This window comes from Marinomonas sp. PE14-40 (genome assembly GCF_051623805.1).
Taxonomy (GTDB): Bacteria; Pseudomonadota; Gammaproteobacteria; order Pseudomonadales; family Marinomonadaceae; genus Marinomonas.
The window spans coordinates 1,581,227-1,597,436 of sequence record NZ_CP130700.1 but is presented as its reverse complement, the minus strand read 5'-3'; the positions used below and the strand labels follow the sequence as shown (position 1 = coordinate 1,597,436).

At 41.3% G+C, this 16,210-nt stretch carries 15 protein-coding genes; 11 read left to right on the top strand and 4 right to left on the bottom strand.

The annotated features are described in order from the left end of the window. Positions 1-54: 54 nt before the first annotated feature. From Q0A08_RS07265 to Q0A08_RS07235, 7 genes are all read left to right on the top strand, one after another. Positions 55-930 (top strand): ABC transporter ATP-binding protein, encoded by an 876-nt coding sequence (locus tag Q0A08_RS07265; RefSeq protein WP_438465828.1) that lies wholly within the window; start codon positions 55-57, stop codon positions 928-930. 52 nt (positions 931-982) lie between these two features. Next, on the top strand, positions 983-2,248 hold the full coding sequence (locus Q0A08_RS07260; protein ID WP_438465826.1) for an NAD(P)/FAD-dependent oxidoreductase: 1,266 nt from the start codon (positions 983-985) through the stop codon (positions 2,246-2,248). A gap of 65 nt (positions 2,249-2,313) precedes the next feature. Continuing rightward, entirely contained in the window at positions 2,314-4,911 is a 2,598-nt protein-coding gene (gene nirB / locus Q0A08_RS07255) for a nitrite reductase large subunit NirB (protein ID WP_438465825.1), read from the top strand. Between the two features lie 10 nt (positions 4,912-4,921). Next, positions 4,922-5,251, top strand: a complete 330-nt coding sequence (nirD, locus tag Q0A08_RS07250; protein ID WP_438465823.1) for a nitrite reductase small subunit NirD — start codon at positions 4,922-4,924, stop codon at positions 5,249-5,251. Between the two features lie 95 nt (positions 5,252-5,346). Beyond that, complete coding sequence (locus Q0A08_RS07245; RefSeq protein WP_438465821.1) at positions 5,347-8,052, top strand: nitrate reductase; 2,706 nt, start codon at positions 5,347-5,349, stop codon at positions 8,050-8,052. 21 nt (positions 8,053-8,073) lie between these two features. Beyond that, entirely contained in the window at positions 8,074-9,063 is a 990-nt protein-coding gene (locus Q0A08_RS07240) for a glycosyl transferase family protein (RefSeq protein WP_438465819.1), read from the top strand. A gap of 33 nt (positions 9,064-9,096) precedes the next feature. Then, complete coding sequence (locus Q0A08_RS07235) at positions 9,097-9,672, top strand: molybdenum cofactor guanylyltransferase (protein ID WP_438465817.1); 576 nt, start codon at positions 9,097-9,099, stop codon at positions 9,670-9,672. Positions 9,673-9,700: 28 nt separating this feature from the next. On the opposite strand, the gene Q0A08_RS07230 is transcribed toward Q0A08_RS07235, so the two are convergent. Genes Q0A08_RS07230 through purM form a run of 3 tightly spaced genes read right to left on the bottom strand, consistent with a single transcriptional unit; the run spans position 9,701 to position 12,149 of the window. Next, complete coding sequence (locus Q0A08_RS07230; RefSeq protein WP_438465815.1) at positions 9,701-10,420, bottom strand: DUF3108 domain-containing protein; 720 nt, start codon at positions 10,418-10,420, stop codon at positions 9,701-9,703. A gap of 29 nt (positions 10,421-10,449) precedes the next feature. Beyond that, complete coding sequence (gene purN / locus Q0A08_RS07225) at positions 10,450-11,091, bottom strand: phosphoribosylglycinamide formyltransferase (RefSeq protein ID WP_438465813.1); 642 nt, start codon at positions 11,089-11,091, stop codon at positions 10,450-10,452. A gap of 5 nt (positions 11,092-11,096) precedes the next feature. Next, positions 11,097-12,149 carry a phosphoribosylformylglycinamidine cyclo-ligase gene (gene purM, locus Q0A08_RS07220; protein ID WP_438465811.1) on the bottom strand — a complete coding sequence of 351 codons (1,053 nt, stop codon included), beginning with the start codon at positions 12,147-12,149 and terminating at the stop codon, positions 11,097-11,099. Between the two features lie 122 nt (positions 12,150-12,271). On the opposite strand from purM, the gene Q0A08_RS07215 reads away from it, so the two are divergent. Both Q0A08_RS07215 and Q0A08_RS07210 read left to right on the top strand, forming a co-directional pair. Further along, positions 12,272-13,357: a DUF2066 domain-containing protein gene (locus Q0A08_RS07215; RefSeq protein ID WP_438465810.1), complete on the top strand. Its 1,086-nt coding sequence runs from the start codon at positions 12,272-12,274 to the stop codon at positions 13,355-13,357. Further along, positions 13,354-13,578 (top strand): hypothetical protein, encoded by a 225-nt coding sequence (locus Q0A08_RS07210; protein WP_438465809.1) that lies wholly within the window; start codon positions 13,354-13,356, stop codon positions 13,576-13,578. The genes Q0A08_RS07215 and Q0A08_RS07210 overlap by 4 nt, the downstream gene beginning before the upstream one ends. 84 nt (positions 13,579-13,662) lie before the next feature. Here Q0A08_RS07210 and gltA read toward each other — a convergent pair whose 3' ends face one another. Next, positions 13,663-14,943, bottom strand: coding sequence for a citrate synthase (gene gltA / locus Q0A08_RS07205; protein ID WP_438465808.1), 1,281 nt, complete (start codon positions 14,941-14,943; stop codon positions 13,663-13,665). A gap of 509 nt (positions 14,944-15,452) precedes the next feature. Between gltA and sdhC the strand changes: the two genes are divergently transcribed. Together sdhC and sdhD are read left to right on the top strand one after the other, a co-directional pair. Next, complete coding sequence (sdhC, locus tag Q0A08_RS07200) at positions 15,453-15,869, top strand: succinate dehydrogenase, cytochrome b556 subunit (protein WP_009831778.1); 417 nt, start codon at positions 15,453-15,455, stop codon at positions 15,867-15,869. Further along, on the top strand, positions 15,863-16,210 hold the full coding sequence (sdhD, locus tag Q0A08_RS07195; protein WP_438465806.1) for a succinate dehydrogenase, hydrophobic membrane anchor protein: 348 nt from the start codon (positions 15,863-15,865) through the stop codon (positions 16,208-16,210). Before sdhC ends, sdhD begins: the two co-directional genes overlap by 7 nt.

Genomic DNA, 16,210 nt, shown 5'->3' with positions numbered 1-16,210 from the left:
TTTTAGATAAGCGCTAAGTAAGACAGACATTCACTTTTAATTGAGGTTATCAAGATGCAAACCCATTTGGATATTAGCCAAGTCTCCATGTCCTTTCCTACCGATAAGGGCAGTTTTAAAGCCTTAGATCAGGTCTCATTAAAAATTAAGAAAGGCGAATTCGTCTCTCTCATTGGTCACTCTGGCTGTGGTAAGTCGACCGTGCTTAATTTGGTGGCAGGATTATACGATGCAACAGAAGGCGGCATCGTATTAGATGGTAAAGAGGTTAATGGACCTGGGCCAGAGCGTGCGGTTGTCTTCCAAAACCATTCTCTTTTACCTTGGTTAACCAGCTATCAAAATGTTGAGTTAGCGGTAAAACAAATTTTCTCAGGTAAAAAGACGAAACAAGAGATGCATGACTGGATTATGCATAACCTTGAGTTAGTCCATATGACACATGCTAAAGACAAACGACCAGATGAAATTTCTGGTGGGATGAAACAAAGGGTCGGCATTGCAAGGGCATTGGCAATGGAGCCAAGTGTTCTCTTGTTGGATGAACCTTTTGGCGCGCTAGATGCCTTGACCCGAGCACATCTGCAAGACTCTCTGATGCAAATCCAAAAACAGTTAAATAACACTGTCATTATGATTACTCATGATGTCGACGAGGCAGTGCTTTTGTCTGATCGTATTGTCATGATGACTAATGGCCCTGCTGCAACCGTGGGGGAAATATTGGATATTGAACTTGATAGGCCTAGAGACCGCTTGGCCCTTGCTAATGATTCTCAATATACGGATTACCGTTCGCAGGTTCTAACTTTCTTATACGAAAAACAAAACAAGGTTGAGCCAATGTTTCAAACAGGCTCCGATAAAGATGATAAGGCAGAGGTAAAAAATGCTAAGCCTGAAACGTCTCATACACAAAAAGCGTCATAACGGTTTTGTTTCAATTTTTTTGAATTTAGGTTTCTAGTTGTTAGGAGAGTGTATGAGTCATAGTGAAGTGTCCCAATTATCAATGGCTAAGCAGAACTTGGTGATTATTGGTGCGGGTATGGCAGGTAGTAAACTTGCTCACGCCATGGCCACTGAGCATGGCGATCAATATCAAGTCACTCTCATAGGTGAAGAGGCACAGGTTGGCTACAATCGAATTATGTTGTCTTCATTGTTGGCGCAAGAGATCAGTGAAGAAGATATCGTCCTAGTGGATCTTGATGCAATGACTCAAAGTGGTGCGCTCATTATTGCCTCTGACCCAGTGATAGACATAAGTCTTCCACAAAAGTATTTAAACTTACAAAGTGGTAAGCAAGTTAGCTTTGATAAACTCGTTTTTGCAACGGGAGCAAGAGCTAGCAAATTAAATATTTCAGGCGTTAATTCAATCAATGTGACACAGTTTAGAGACTTGTCTGATGTGGCATTTATGTCAAAAATCCAAGATAAATCAGAGGTTTGTGTCATTGGAGCTGGTCTTCTTGGGCTAGAGGCCGCAGTGGGTATGGCTAAGCGCGGTCATCACGTTTCTGTGGTTCATCGGGCTGACTATATTTTAAATCGTCAGTTAGATAAAGACTCGGCACGCTTGTTGCAAAATAATTTAGAGAAAATAGGTATACGCTTTTATTTGGGTTCTGCCCCAACTGATTTTGTTTTAAAAAACGCTCAGGCTAGCGAAAAAGTAGAGTCTATTAAGTTAGCATCAGGCGAATCGATTGATACAGATTTGATTATTCTTGCCACTGGTATCAAGCCAGAAGTTGAGCTTGCAAAGGCTGCAGGTCTCACGGTTAATAAAGCGATTTGTGTTAATCAGGTGATGCGCACCTCCCATAAGGATGTGTATGCCTTGGGCGAGTGCAGTGAGTTTGAACAGGTAACCTTTGGTTTAGTGGCTCCCATTTGGCAGCAGTTTGATGTTTTGGTTAATCATTTAACGCAGAAGCAAAGCCAATTCAAAATAGAAGCTGTAGCAACCAAATTGAAAGTGTCTGGCATTAACTTATTTTCTGCCGGTGAAGTGAATAGCGATTCCTCATCCGAGTCTATTACTTATCGTGATAGCGCTCAAAATCAATACCGAAAACTGGTCATCAAAGAAGGTGTGCTAGTCGGTGCAATATTATATGGCAACGTCGCCGATGCTAGCTGGTATTTCCAGCTGATTCAAAATAAAACCAAAGTATCAAAGATCTTAGATCAACTGGTTTTTGGCGAAGCCTATTGTCATGCTTTAGTCCAAAGTGCTTAACAGCACTCTCATCCAGTTATCTCTTTGATTTTTTGCCGCTAAGTACGGCATCCGCGAAGGGTATCATGATGAATAAGAATACAAATTTAGAGGTTACACAGAACTTAACTGAGTCTAATTCAAGTGCCAACATCCATATTGTCGTGGTGGGTAATGGCATGGTGGGACATCACTTTGTTGAGCAACTCATTCAGCATGAAGGCGCTAACAATTGTCAGGTAAGTGTATTTGGTGAAGAGCCTCATATTGCTTATGACAGGGTGCACTTAAGTGAGTATTTTACCGGTAAAGATGCCCAAGATTTAGCATTAACGGATGCGGATTTTTATCTGCAAAATCACGTTGATTATTACCCTAGCCAGAAAATAATTGAAATCGACCGTGCAGCTAAAACGGTTGTCTGTGAAACTGGCGAAACGGTTAGTTATGACAAACTTGTACTTGCGACTGGTTCATATCCTTTTGTCCCGCCTATTGATGGTCATAAACGTGCTAATACCTTTGTTTATCGTACCTTAGAAGATCTTGATGCTATTCGCGATTGCGCTAAAAATGCCAAAGTAGGAACAGTTGTTGGAGGGGGCTTATTAGGGTTAGAAGCGGCTAATGCGATAAAGAATTTAGGTTTAAAAACCCATGTTGTTGAATTCGCCCCAAGGCTAATGCCTGTTCAGTTGGATGAGCAAGGCGGAAATTTGCTTAAAAACATGATTCAAGAATTGGGTGTGGAAGTGCATGTGGCCACGGGAACGCAAAATATTGAAGATGGCGAGCACTGTTTTCATCGAATGAATTTTTCGGAAGATGGAAAGGAGTATCTAGAAACGGATTTGATCGTTTTTTCTGCCGGTATTCGTCCGCAAGATGCTTTAGCAAAATCGTCAGGATTAGTGCTTGGTGAGCGAGGTGGTATTCAAGTGGATAGCCATTGTTTAACCAGTGACAAAGATATATATGCCATAGGGGAGTGTGCTCTTTATGAAGGCCGTATTTATGGTCTTGTTGCACCTGGTTATAACATGGCAAAAGCGGCGTTAGATCATTTATTAAATAAAGGTGAGCTTGAGTTTAAAGGCGCTGATATGAGCACGAAACTCAAATTATTAGGCTGTGATGTGGGCTCTATTGGAGATGCACATGGGCAAACACCAAGTTCAAAGACCATTGTTTTCCAAGATGGTATGCAGGGCTGCTATCGTAAAATGGTGGTCAATCAAGATGCGACTAAACTCTTAGGCGCTGTCTTGGTGGGAGATAACGCGAGTTACGATACCTTACTACAGTACTACCTCAATGAAATTGATCTACCAAGCCAAGCTGAATCTCTTATTTTACCTGTTTCTGATGGTGCTTCACCCGCGTTAGGTGTGGATGCTTTACCGAGCACGGCTTCTATCTGTAGCTGTTTAAATGTCACTAAGGCTGATATTAGCCAAGCCATTGCGGAAGGCGCTTTATCGCTTGCTGACGTAAAAGCTGTCACTAAAGCTAGCACTGGCTGTGGTGGTTGTGCGGCGTTAGTCAAAAATGTGGTGGATAACGAATTATTGGCCTTGGGTGTCGAAGTAAGCACTGATGTGTGTGAGCACTTTGCCTATACCCGCCAAGATTTATATAACTTGATTAAAATTGAATCTATTAAAAGCTTTGATGAGTTACTAGAAAAGCATGGTAAAGGCCACGGTTGTATTGTTTGTAAACCGCTAGTTGGCAATATCTTAGCCAGTGTTTGGAATGATTATGTGCTCAAAAAGGAGCATGTCACCTTGCAAGATACGAATGACAGATACCTAGCCAATATGCAAAAGGATGGCACTTATTCGGTCGTGCCAAGAATTCCGGGGGGAGAAATCACGCCCGAAAAACTTATAGTGATTGGTGAAGTTGCTAGAGACTACAAGCTCTATACCAAAATAACCGGAGGGCAAAGGATCGATTTATTTGGTGCTCATTTAAATCAGCTACCTGATATCTGGGACACCTTAATCAAGGCTGGGTTTGAGACAGGCCAAGCCTATGGGAAATCTGTACGCACAGTGAAGTCTTGTGTTGGCAGCACTTGGTGTCGATTTGGAGTTAATGACAGCATGACAATGGCGATCGATATTGAAAATCGATACAAGGGATTACGTTCACCTCATAAATTAAAATTTGCAGTTTCAGGTTGTACTCGAGAGTGTGCAGAAGCACAAAGCAAAGACATAGGCATTATTGCAACAGAAGGGGGGTGGAACCTTTATGTATGTGGTAATGGTGGCATGAAACCACGACATGCGGATTTATTTGCGACTGACTTAACGGATAAAGAGCTGGTTCAGTATATCGATAGAGTCTTGATGTTTTATGTGAAAACTGCCGATAGGCTGCAGCGTACTTCAGTTTGGATGGATGGCCTTGAGGGTGGACTTGAATATCTCAAGTCGGTAGTGATTGATGACAGCTTAGGGTTGGCGCAAGAGTTAGAAGATCAAATGGCATTAATTGTTGATACCTTCCAATGCGAGTGGAAAACCACACTCGAAGATCCGCAAGCGGTGAAAGCCTTTAGACATTTCGTTAATCACGATGGCGTTGATAAGGATGTCGTTTTTGTTGAAGAGCGAGATCAAATTCGACCAGCTACTCAAGCTGAAAAAACTAACTTAATCGCTAAAGCAAGCTAAGGAGATGCCCATGTCATTCAACTGGAAAACAGTCTGTAAACAGGAAGACCTCATTGAAGGTGTCGGTGTGGCTGCTTTATTCGAAGGAGAGCAAGTGGCTATTTTTTATCTACCTAAGCTTGAGCCACAGCTATTTGCTATTGCCAACTGGGACCCAATTGCAAAGGCCAATGTCCTTTCTCGTGGCATAGTGGGCTCGATAGATGGCAAGCTGGTGGTATCAAGCCCTCTTTATAAACAGCACTTTGAATTAAGTTCGGGTCAATGCCTTGAAGAAGACATTGTGATTCCTTGTTGGCAAGTAAGCCTTGAGAGCGGTGACGTTAAGTTGGCAAGTTAAGCCTATCCATTTTATTAGGGTAGGCATAAGTGCCTGAGGCTAAAACAGAATGTTGTTTTTGCCTCTAACGAATTTGCCAATTTAGGAGTAAACAAATGCCGGCAAAAGAAATGAAAACCACCTGCCCTTATTGTGGGGTAGGCTGTGGTCTTAAGCTGAATACAGACATCAATGAGCAGGGTGAATTTCTGCCTGTGTCTGGAGATGAAACTCATCCTGCAAATTTTGGCAGTTTGTGCGTAAAAGGCAGTAGTTTATCGCAGACTTTGGTGTCAGATGGCCGTCTTTTAAATCCTTATGTTGATGGTAAGCAGACGGATTGGCATACGGCTGTAGATGAAGTGGCAGAAAGAATTAAAGCTATTGTTGAAAAGCATGGTCCAGATGCCTTTGCTTTTTATTTATCTGGCCAGATATTGACCGAAGATTATTATGTGGCTAACAAGCTTGCTAAGGGCTTTATTGGTACGGCTAATGTTGATACTAACTCACGACTTTGTATGGCATCTGCGGTTGTGGGCTATAAGCGTGCTTTTGGATCTGACACAGTACCCTGTAGCTATGAGGATTTAGAAACCTGTGACCTTTTGATTATGGTGGGTTCTAATGCCGCTTGGACACATCCTGTTTTGTATCAGCGTATTGTCGCAGCGAAAAAGTTGAGGCCTTGGATGAAGGTGGTGGTGATTGATCCTAGAAAAACTGCAACCTGTGATATTGCCGATCTACATTTGGCTATTACACCAGGTAGTGACGCGGCGATCTTTTCCTACTTGTTAGTGGCAAGTGCTGATACTAAACACTTAGACACAGCTTATATTGATCAATTTACAAATGGTTTTGAAGGCTGTATTGCACAAGCGAGAAAAGTGACACCAGACCTAAATAGTACAGCAGAGTTTTGTGGTGTAGCCCCTGATGATCTTGAGTTATTAGTAAGGTTTTGGTGCTCCACCGAGAAAACAGTCAGTTTTTATTCTCAGGGAGTGAATCAATCTGCAACGGGTGTTGATAAATCCAATGCCATTATTAACTGTCATTTGGCCACAGGCCGTCTTGGTAAGGAAGGTATGGGACCATTCTCTATCACGGGTCAACCTAATGCTATGGGAGGAAGAGAGGTTGGTGGCCTTGCTAACCAGCTGGCTGCTCATATGGACTTCGCCACTCCAGGTGCCATCGATTTAGTAAAAGATTTTTGGCAAGCGCCCAATATGGCGAAAGAGAATGGTCTAAAGGCAGTCGATTTATTTAAAAAAATGGAAGAGGGTAAGGTTAAGGTGGTGTGGATTATGTCCACAAATCCTATGGTGAGCTTGCCTGATACGGCACAAGTTCAGCGCGCGTTAGAGGCCTGTGACTTAGTTATTGTCAGTGATATTCAAGTGAATACTGATACCTCAAAATTTGCTGATATTTTACTGCCAGCAACAGGCTGGAGTGAAAAAGATGGCACAGTCACTAACTCAGAACGTCGTATTTCTCGTCAAAGAGGGATCTTGCCTGCACCAGGTGAGGCACGCCATGATTGGCAAGCAATTTGTGATGTAGCTAAAGCATTGGGTTTTGTGTCTGGATTTAGTTATCGAGCGCCCCATGAGGTTTTTGCCGAACATGCGGCTTTGTCTTGTTTTAAAAATAACGGTAAACGAGATTTTGATATTGGCCATTTTAGCCAAATAAATCAGCAAGAGTACGATGCTTTATTACCTGTGCAGTGGCCTGTTCCTAAAGGGCGGCCAGAAGGAACTAAAAGAGTGTTAGCTGATGGTCGTTTTTATACACCAAATAAGAAAGCTAATTTCATTAGTATTACTCCGCAAAAGCCTATTCAGCAGGTTAATCAAACGTTTCCTTACTTGCTCAATACCGGCCGTATTCGAGATCAATGGCACACTATGACACGCACGGGGAAAACAGATACCTTATCACGTCATATTGATCAGCCTTATTTAGCTATCTCGCCAAAAGATGCGCAAACACTTAATTTGGTCGAAAAGCAGGTCGTGTCTGTGAGCAATGAGTTAGGTCAGCTTTTTTTAAGAGTGAAAATCAGTGAGGATCAAAAACAAGGACAAGTTTTTGCGCCAATTCATTGGACCGCTGCTTATGCGAGTAATGCAGTAATATCAGCTTTAATTGAGCCTGTGGTTGATCCTTTATCTGGTCAACCTGAATCAAAAATAGGGCGGGTTAAAATTGAGGCAAAAACGGATTTGACCTATGGCTTTATCATCATTAATCAAGGTTTGAAAACGACTGAATTTGAAGATAAAGAGATGGAGTATTGGTGTCAGATACCTCTTAAGAAAGGCAAACGTTATGAGTTAGCTTTTTCTGGGCAGCATAATCTTGCTGCATTGGCGTGCGAATTACTGGCTAAAACATCAATTAATGCGCACCAAGGGCAATGGCTTGAATATGAAAATCCGATTAATCAGAGTAAGCGCTATGCCTATTTAATTGATGATGTCGTGCAAGCTGTGTTCTATTTTTCACCAAATTGTGAATTAGTTGATACCGCTTGGTTGGTAGATCTTGTAGAATCCGCATCTAAAGTCACACCGCAAGAAAGGTCGGCTATATTGGTTGGGCGTCTTGCTAGCATCGAAGATAAGGGGCGCTTGATATGCTCTTGTTTTGATGTGGGTGAAAAACAAATACGCAATGCGATTAAAGCTGGCGAAAATGACCTTGTCAGTTTAGGTAAGCGACTAAAATGCGGGACTAATTGCGGCTCATGCATACCAGAAATTAATGCATGCTTGAGTCCTAATAGGCGAGCTGTAACTAGCGGATAAAAAAATAGGAAAACACGTTTAATGAGTGCTGAGTTTGTCGAATTTATCAAAATTCTTGGAAAAGGACGCCATGGTTCTAGAAGTTTAACTGAGCAGGAAGCTGAGAAGGCAATGGATTTAATCCTGCAAGATGTGGTGAAACCTGAGCAAATGGGTGCCTTTTGGATGTTGATACGCATTCGAGAAGAAACGGTTGCAGAAGCGGCGGGTTTTACTCGAGCTATTCGTAAAAAACTGGCACCTCAAGTCGATATAAAGCCTGATTTAGATTGGCCTGCTTATGCGGGTAAACGTAATGAACTACCTTGGTTCTTGTTAGTGGCTATCGCTTTATCTCAATCTGGCGTGAAGGTCTTTATGCATGGCCATAGCTTTCCTGAAGAATCACGCATTTATGTTGATAAAGTACTTAGCTTTTTGGGCGTTGAGCAAGCGCAAAGCTTTGCACAAGCGCAAACTCAGATAGAAAACCAAAACTTTGCTTATCTCTCACTCGATAAAATTTCCACTCAACTTACTGACCTGATGGAGCTTAAGCGATTATTAGGTTTACGTTCGCCGGTGAATACCTTGGTGAGATTAATGAACCCATTAGCGGCTAACCATAGCGTGCATGGTGTATTTCATAAGGGATACGATGAGATTCATATCGAAGCGGCTAAAGTGCTAGAAGATAAGTCAGTATTGGTTTTCAGAGGCGGTAATGGTGAAGCCGAAGTAAACCCTGAAAGAGATGTAAGCTTGGCTTTCCTAAAAGAGAAGCAGGTTAGCTGGAGTCAGTGGCCTAAATCCAGTCAGCAACATGTTAGGCAAAAAGATAATCTTGATTTAACTCGTATGTTAGACCACTGGTCGGGCGACACAATTGATAGCTTTGGTGAGCAAGCTATCATGCAAACCATGGCATCTGTGCTTGCATTAATGAGTGGTGAGTTAGACCAAGAAAAGAATGTGATTAAAGCAAAAGCGGTTTGGCAGCAGAGAAATAAGCTAGCATTTAGCGCTAAATAAGACGTTAGTTAAGTAAGAAGGTATTCAAATAAGATGAGCATTTCTGTCTTAGGGGTAGTATTGGCAGGCGGGCAGGCCAGTCGCATGAACTATGTGGCTAAAGGCTTAACCCACTATAAGGGCAGGGCGCTCATTGAATACTCTTTGACGAGCTTAACTGATATTACCTGTCATACGTTAATCAATGCTAATCAAAATATTAATGCTTACCAAAAATTCGGTGTTAAAGTGTTTGCCGATGAGGTTGACTGCCTTGATAAAGGGCCTTTAAGTGGTGTATTTTCTGCTTTGTTACAAGCCCAAATATTAGGTGTTAGTCATTTACTATTGAGTCCTTGTGATACGCCGCTTGTGACTCAAGCAATATTTGAGCGTTTAAAATTAGCTGCCGAGCAAGAACCGAAGTGTGTTTTCTATATTGAAAGTGACTCAGGCATTCAGCCTTTACATGCTATTTTGCCTGTCGCTGATATGGCTGATAAGTTAAAGCTTTATTTGGAGAATGAGGCGAGAGTCATGCTTTTTTATCGTCAACTTGGTGCAAAATCGGTTTATTGGAAAGATGAACACGCTTTTCTTAATATAAACTATTTAGAGCAACTCGATTAGGTCGATCTTTTAGGTTCTGTGTAAGTGGTTATTTAATTGATTCTAACTCGAGCTTGTAGGACTCTTTCTTTTCTTGGTGTAATAATTTAACCAGAAGAAAGTCATACTTTGGCGCAAACCAAAATGTTGTGGTTTTAGCTCTTTTTCCCGTACCTTCACGTTTTACCTTAATGGTATTGATATCACCTAACTGGGTTTTGATTTTCTCGCTGCCTAAGCGCTCGAAATGCCAAGGTTTGAGTTTACCTCCATCGGCAATTAAATAATCAAGTTTGGGTTTGTTGTGCTTTAAGTCTTGGCGTATTTGTAGTTGGATGCTGAGTTTATCTAAAACACCTGCTTGAATATCCATGTTCCAAGGTTTGTTTTTAACATCATTTTTAACACGATTTTTCTGCCAATCGAATGTTAATACGGCATCACGTTTCTTACCAAATGCGCTGGTGTGATATTCATAAACCAGTGGAGAGATTTGCCCTTTATCAACATTGAATTTAACGCTTTCATTAAGGGACGCAAAAAAAGTATCTGCTTCAAATGAGAAGCGCCATTGCTTATCTGGGGTTTGAGAGAGCGTTTGCGTCCCTTCTACTTTTAGGCTAATGCCTTTCTTCCAGGTAGTGCTATAGGTGGCGCTATAAGGTTTGATAAAGCTATCAGACGTGATTTCTTTTGGTGCAGCTTTGATGAGAATAGGCCACCACATCATCAAGCAGATAAGATAGAAGCTTGTTTTTTGTGGTGACATATTAATTCCTAATCTTGAATGAGTTTGCTTTAATTATAAGCAAAACCTGTTTCAGCTAAAGGGTTTTCATCAAGAATTGCTTTATTATTTACTTCTTTTAGTCTGTCTTGGCTAAACCATTTGACTGCAAGAGGGTAAATAATATGTTCGAGATTATGTACTTTTCGGGCTAAAGAATCGGCTGTTTCTTCGGCATCAATGTCAGTTTTTGCTTGTACTATGACAGCACCAGCATCTAGCTCTGCACTAACAAAATGTACTGATACACCATGAATCTCGTCACCCGCATCGATCGCCCTTTGATGGGTGTTTAACCCTTTGTACTTAGGTAACAGTGATGGGTGGATGTTTAGCATGCGTCCTTGATAATGACGGGTAAAACCTTCACTAAGAATGCGCATAAACCCCGCTAGAACAACTAGCTTAGGTTGGTGTTGATCAATACAGGTTTGTAATGCCGCATCAAAGGCTTCACGAGATTCAAATTCTTTATGATTCAAGTGATGAGTTGGGATGCCTGCATCTTTGGCTCTGGTTAGGCCATAAGCGTCGGCTTTGTTGCTGATAACAGCTTTGATCTCAATGTCGAGATCCCCTGACAAGCTCTGATCAATCAGAGCTTGTAGGTTGCTGCCACTACCGGATATGAGGACAACAATAGGAAAACTCACAGTGATTAAGCCTCTAGATCAGAGATTAATACTTCTACGTCATCCTGTTTGTCGCGAATTTCACCGATTAACCAAGCATCTTCGCCTGCATCTTGTAGAATCTTCAGTGCTTCAACAGCTTTGTCAGCATCTAAGCAAAGAACCATACCAACACCACAGTTAAGTACGCGGTACATTTCTTCTTGCTCTACATTGCCTTGATCTTGTAACCAATCAAAAATAGCAGGGCGAGTCCAGCTTGATGCATCGATGTAAGCAGATGCTGATTCAGGCAATACACGTGGGATATTTTCTAGAAGGCCACCACCTGTAATGTGAGCCAAAGCGTTTACCTTGATGCTCTCCATTAGTTTTAAAATGGATTTCACATAGATCTTAGTCGGTGCCATTAGCGCATCTTTTAATGCTACGCCGTCAATCTCTAGATTAAGGTCAGCTTGGCTAACTTCTAGGATTTTACGGATCAAAGAATAGCCATTAGAGTGAGGGCCTGAAGAGCCTAGTGCAATCAGCTTGTCACCGGCTTTTACGTTTGTGCCATCAATGATGTCAGCTTCTTCAACAACACCAACACAGAAACCTGCAAGATCATAGTCGCCGTCATGATACATGCCAGGCATTTCTGCAGTTTCGCCGCCAACAAGTGCAGCGCCTGATTGCAAGCAACCTTCGCCGATACCTGTGACAACGTTTGCTGCAACATCTATGTCTAGTTTGCCTGTTGCGTAATAATCAAGGAAAAGTAGTGGTTCTGCGCCCGCTACAACCAAGTCATTTACGCACATAGCAACAAGGTCGATACCAATCGTGTCATGTTGGTTTAAATCCATTGCCAGGCGAAGTTTGGTGCCTACGCCATCTGTGCCTGACACAAGAATTGGATTTTTATATTTAGTTGGTAAACGCGTTAATGCACCAAAACCGCCGAGGCCGCCCATAACCTCTGGTCGACGTGTTTTTTTGCTTACGCCCTTGATTCGTTCAACAAGTTGATTGCCCGCGTTGATGTCTACGCCAGCGTCTTTATAACTAATCGATTTCTTATCCGATTTGGTCATTGCCTATGCCCTGTCATGATAATAGTGGTGTGGGAGGCGGCATTTTAGCATAGTGACATATTAGGGCTATGGTTCTTTGCCAATATCACAGTAGAATATGCGCATTAATTTTAAGGAAGCGTATGAAAATTAGATTTCTAATGGTTATTTTCATGATTTTACTCGCTCAGACGAGTTTTGCTGTGACAATTTCTAACCTTTACCGAGCTGAAATTACTCTCCCTTTAATCGATTCTGAAAAAAAATTGATTAATAAAGCCTTTAAGCAAGCAATTGAAGAGGTCTTGATTAAAGTTTCTGGCAATCAGGATGGTGTGCTTGCCGTATTACCCGCAGCGCAAAAATCTGCTGCGTCTTGGGTTGCGCAACATTCGATTACGACAGAAACAAATTTGATGGAAATTGATGGAGAGTTTTTTCCTGTTAAAAGAGTGGTTGTCGATTTTTATGCCCAATCTATCAATGATTACCTTTTTTCAAAACGTTTAGCCGTATGGGGGGCGAATCGACCTTCATTATTGTTATGGATTGTGGAACAAGATGACTTCTTACGCGAAGTTAGTGGCGCGCAATCTCCTTCTGATTTATTGAATCTAGTTGCTAAAGATGCGGTGCTGAAGGGGTTACCTATTTATGCCCCTTTACAAGATGAGCTAGATAAACAGGCTGTGACGGCATCGGATTTGTGGGGGCTGTTTGAAGAGCCTGTGATTGAGGCAAGCCGACGTTACCAAACGGACGTAGCGGGTGTGCTCAAAGTAAATAAAATCTTAGACGAATATGAAGCAAATCTTATGGTATTGATGCCAGATGAAGAGCCCATCACACTTTTTGTTCAAGGTTTAGATCAAGAGGATATTGCTGAGCAGGTGAATGCTGCTTTGGCTAAGTTGTTTTCGGCTAGGTATGCCGCTGTAAGAGGTCAAGGGGCTGCAAAAATAACCATGCGTATCGATAATGTGACTGATTATAAAGGCTTGGATCAGATACAAACGTATCTAGCGAATATCGCAGTAGTCAGGGATGTATATCTTAATTCTATCAAGGCTGACCAAGTGAGCTTTTCACTGGTGTTGGATGGTGGATTAAATAAATTAAATAATGCCATCGCATTGGATTCTGTCATTGAGCGAATTGAGCTTGATGCATTAGATCCAGAAGTGAACCTAGTACAAGCTTATCGCTATAGTGGAGTAAATAACGAGTGAACGATGAATTAAATGAAAAGAGAGTTGAGCGTGACTTTTCGCAGAGAAGTGCAGAAGAACAACAGGACTTTCTATCTCAAACCTGGTGTAACAATTGTATGGAAGTTGACCTAGGTATGAAGAACCCAAAAGAATATGAGAGTGAATCCCGTGTTTGGATCGAAGGTGAGTGTTTGAAGTGTGGAGAAATTACAATCACTGAAATCGTTGAAGAAGATTAAGTTTTAGTAGAGCTATCATTTTAATATAAAAAAAACCGCGTCGCTTCTTAGTTAAGTGACGCGGTTTTTTTATAGGCTAAGAGTTTATTTTGTAGGGTAATCTCTTTGTGTTTCACCTGTATACAACTGACGAGGGCGACCAATTTTGTATGGTGCGCTGCTCATTTCATTCCAGTGTGAAATCCAACCAACAGTACGAGATACTGCAAAAATTACAGTAAACATGCTGGTAGGTATGCCGATTGCTTTAAGAATGATACCAGAGTAGAAGTCGACGTTTGGATAAAGCTTACGCTCTACAAAGTAAGGGTCTTCTAAGGCAATTTGCTCAAGGCGTTTAGCAATTTTCAGAAGAGGGTCATTAGATAGACCTAGCTCTGCTAGTACTTCGTCACATGTTTCACGCATCACTTTAGCGCGTGGGTCGAAGTTTTTATAAACACGGTGTCCAAAGCCCATTAGGCGGAATGGATCGTCTTTATCTTTTGCTTTAGCAATGAACTCATCAATCTTAGATTCATCACCAATCTCTTCCAGCATTGTTAGTACAGCTTCGTTAGCGCCACCGTGAGCAGGACCCCAAAGTGTTGCAATACCAGCGGCAATACAAGCAAATGGGTTAGCGCCTGATGAGCCTGCTAAACGTACTGTAGACGTTGATGCATTTTGTTCGTGGTCAGCATGTAGGATAAAGATTTTATCCATAGCCTTCGCAAAAACAGGGTTCACGACATAATCTTCACATGGTGTACCGAACATCATGTATAAGAAGTTTTCTGCATAAGATAAGTCGTTACGTGGGTACATAACAGGCTGATCTTTAGAGTATTTGAAGCAAATTGCAGCCAATGTAGGCATTTTGGAAATCAGACGGAATGCCGCTATTTCGCGGTGTTCTGGATTATTGATATCCATATGGTCTTGGTAGAACGCAGAAAGCGCACCCACTAAACCACACATGATTGCCATAGGGTGAGCATCGTTGCGGAATCCTTCAAGGAATTTACGCATAGATTGGTTCACCATAGTATGGTTATGAACCGTTTTATCAAAATCTGCTTTTTGTTCTTCTGTTGGAAGCTCACCATTTAAAAGAAGGTAGCAGGTTTCTAGGTAGTCAGAATGCTCTGCAAGTTGTGCTATTGGGTAGCCACGATGTAATAAGATACCTGCTTCACCATCTATATAGGTGATTGCTGATTCACATGAACCTGTAGACATGAAACCTGGGTCGTAGGTGAATACACCTTTAGAGCCAAGACCACGAACATCAATTACATCAGTACCAAGAGTACCGGAAAGTATTGGGAGTTCGATGACTTCATCTATCCCATCTACGGTAAGTCGAGCTTTTCTATCTGCCATTTTTAGTCTCCTTCAAGTTCTGAATCGGGACGGTGTCGAGTGGATAACTGACTGTATGACCCAGAAGGTGCGCAAAAAATACTGTTTCTGAGAGGTTAAATCAATCTTGCGAAAAAAGTGTAAATAGTATTTCCACAAAAAAAAGATGTAATAAATATACATAACTTATAGAGGTGCTACATGGTGAAACTTTATTATTTTTTGTTAAGTTGTTGAAAATAAAGAATTTAATTTAAAATATATTAAGAAAATAATTTGTAATTTTATACCATTATTGTTCTTGTGTATGGGGTTATTCATTTTGTGAATGACGACCATTGTAAAGCCCTTGTCTTGTCTATTTGTCTTAGTAAATTTGGCTGGTCTATAATTGCGGTCCCAGAATATGATTGATTTGAAGGGGAAAACTATAAAGTCACGTCGCTTTTATAGAATTAACCCTAAAATTATGACTATTCTGTTAGAGGCCTAATGAGGTAGTTGAATGCTGCTTCATGGAGAGATAGGTCGTGATTGACCATTCAATCGATAAAAATGGTGTAAGAGTCGTGAATAAAAAAAGACCAGTCAATCTTGATATAGCTACTATATCAATGCCCGTTACCGCAATTGTATCCATCCTTCACCGTGTAACTGGTGTCATCCTTTTTGTAGGTTTGGCATTCTTGTTTTACGCGTTTGATCTTTCGTTAGATTCTCAAGAAGGTTTTGATCAAGTTGTAAATGCTTTACAAACAAGCTTCATCGCGAAATTCATCATTTGGGGTGTCGTTTCCGCTCTGATGTATCACTTTGTTGCAGGTATTAAACACTTGTTTATGGATATCGGTTACTTTGAAGAGTTAGAAAGTGGCCAATTGGCAGCTAAAGCTAACCTAGTAATCGCTGCAATCCTAATTTTGGTTGTAGGAGTTTGGATATGGTAACTCAAATAACAAGCTTTGGCCGTTCAGGCTTATATGATTGGATGGTGCAGCGTGTATCTGCCATCGTACTTTCTTTGTATACGGTATTCATTATTGGATACCTAGTAATGAACCCTGAGCTTACATACGATCAATGGAGTGCTTTGTTTGAAGCCACATGGATGCGTATTTTTACTTTAATGACATTGCTTTCAATTGGTGTTCACTCTTGGATTGGCCTATGGTCTATTTCAACTGATTATCTTAAAGCAACTGGTGTTCGTTTCTTTTTTCAATCTCTATGTGGTTTAGCTATGTTTGTTTATATCACTTGGGGTATTCAGGTTCTTTGGGGGCTATAG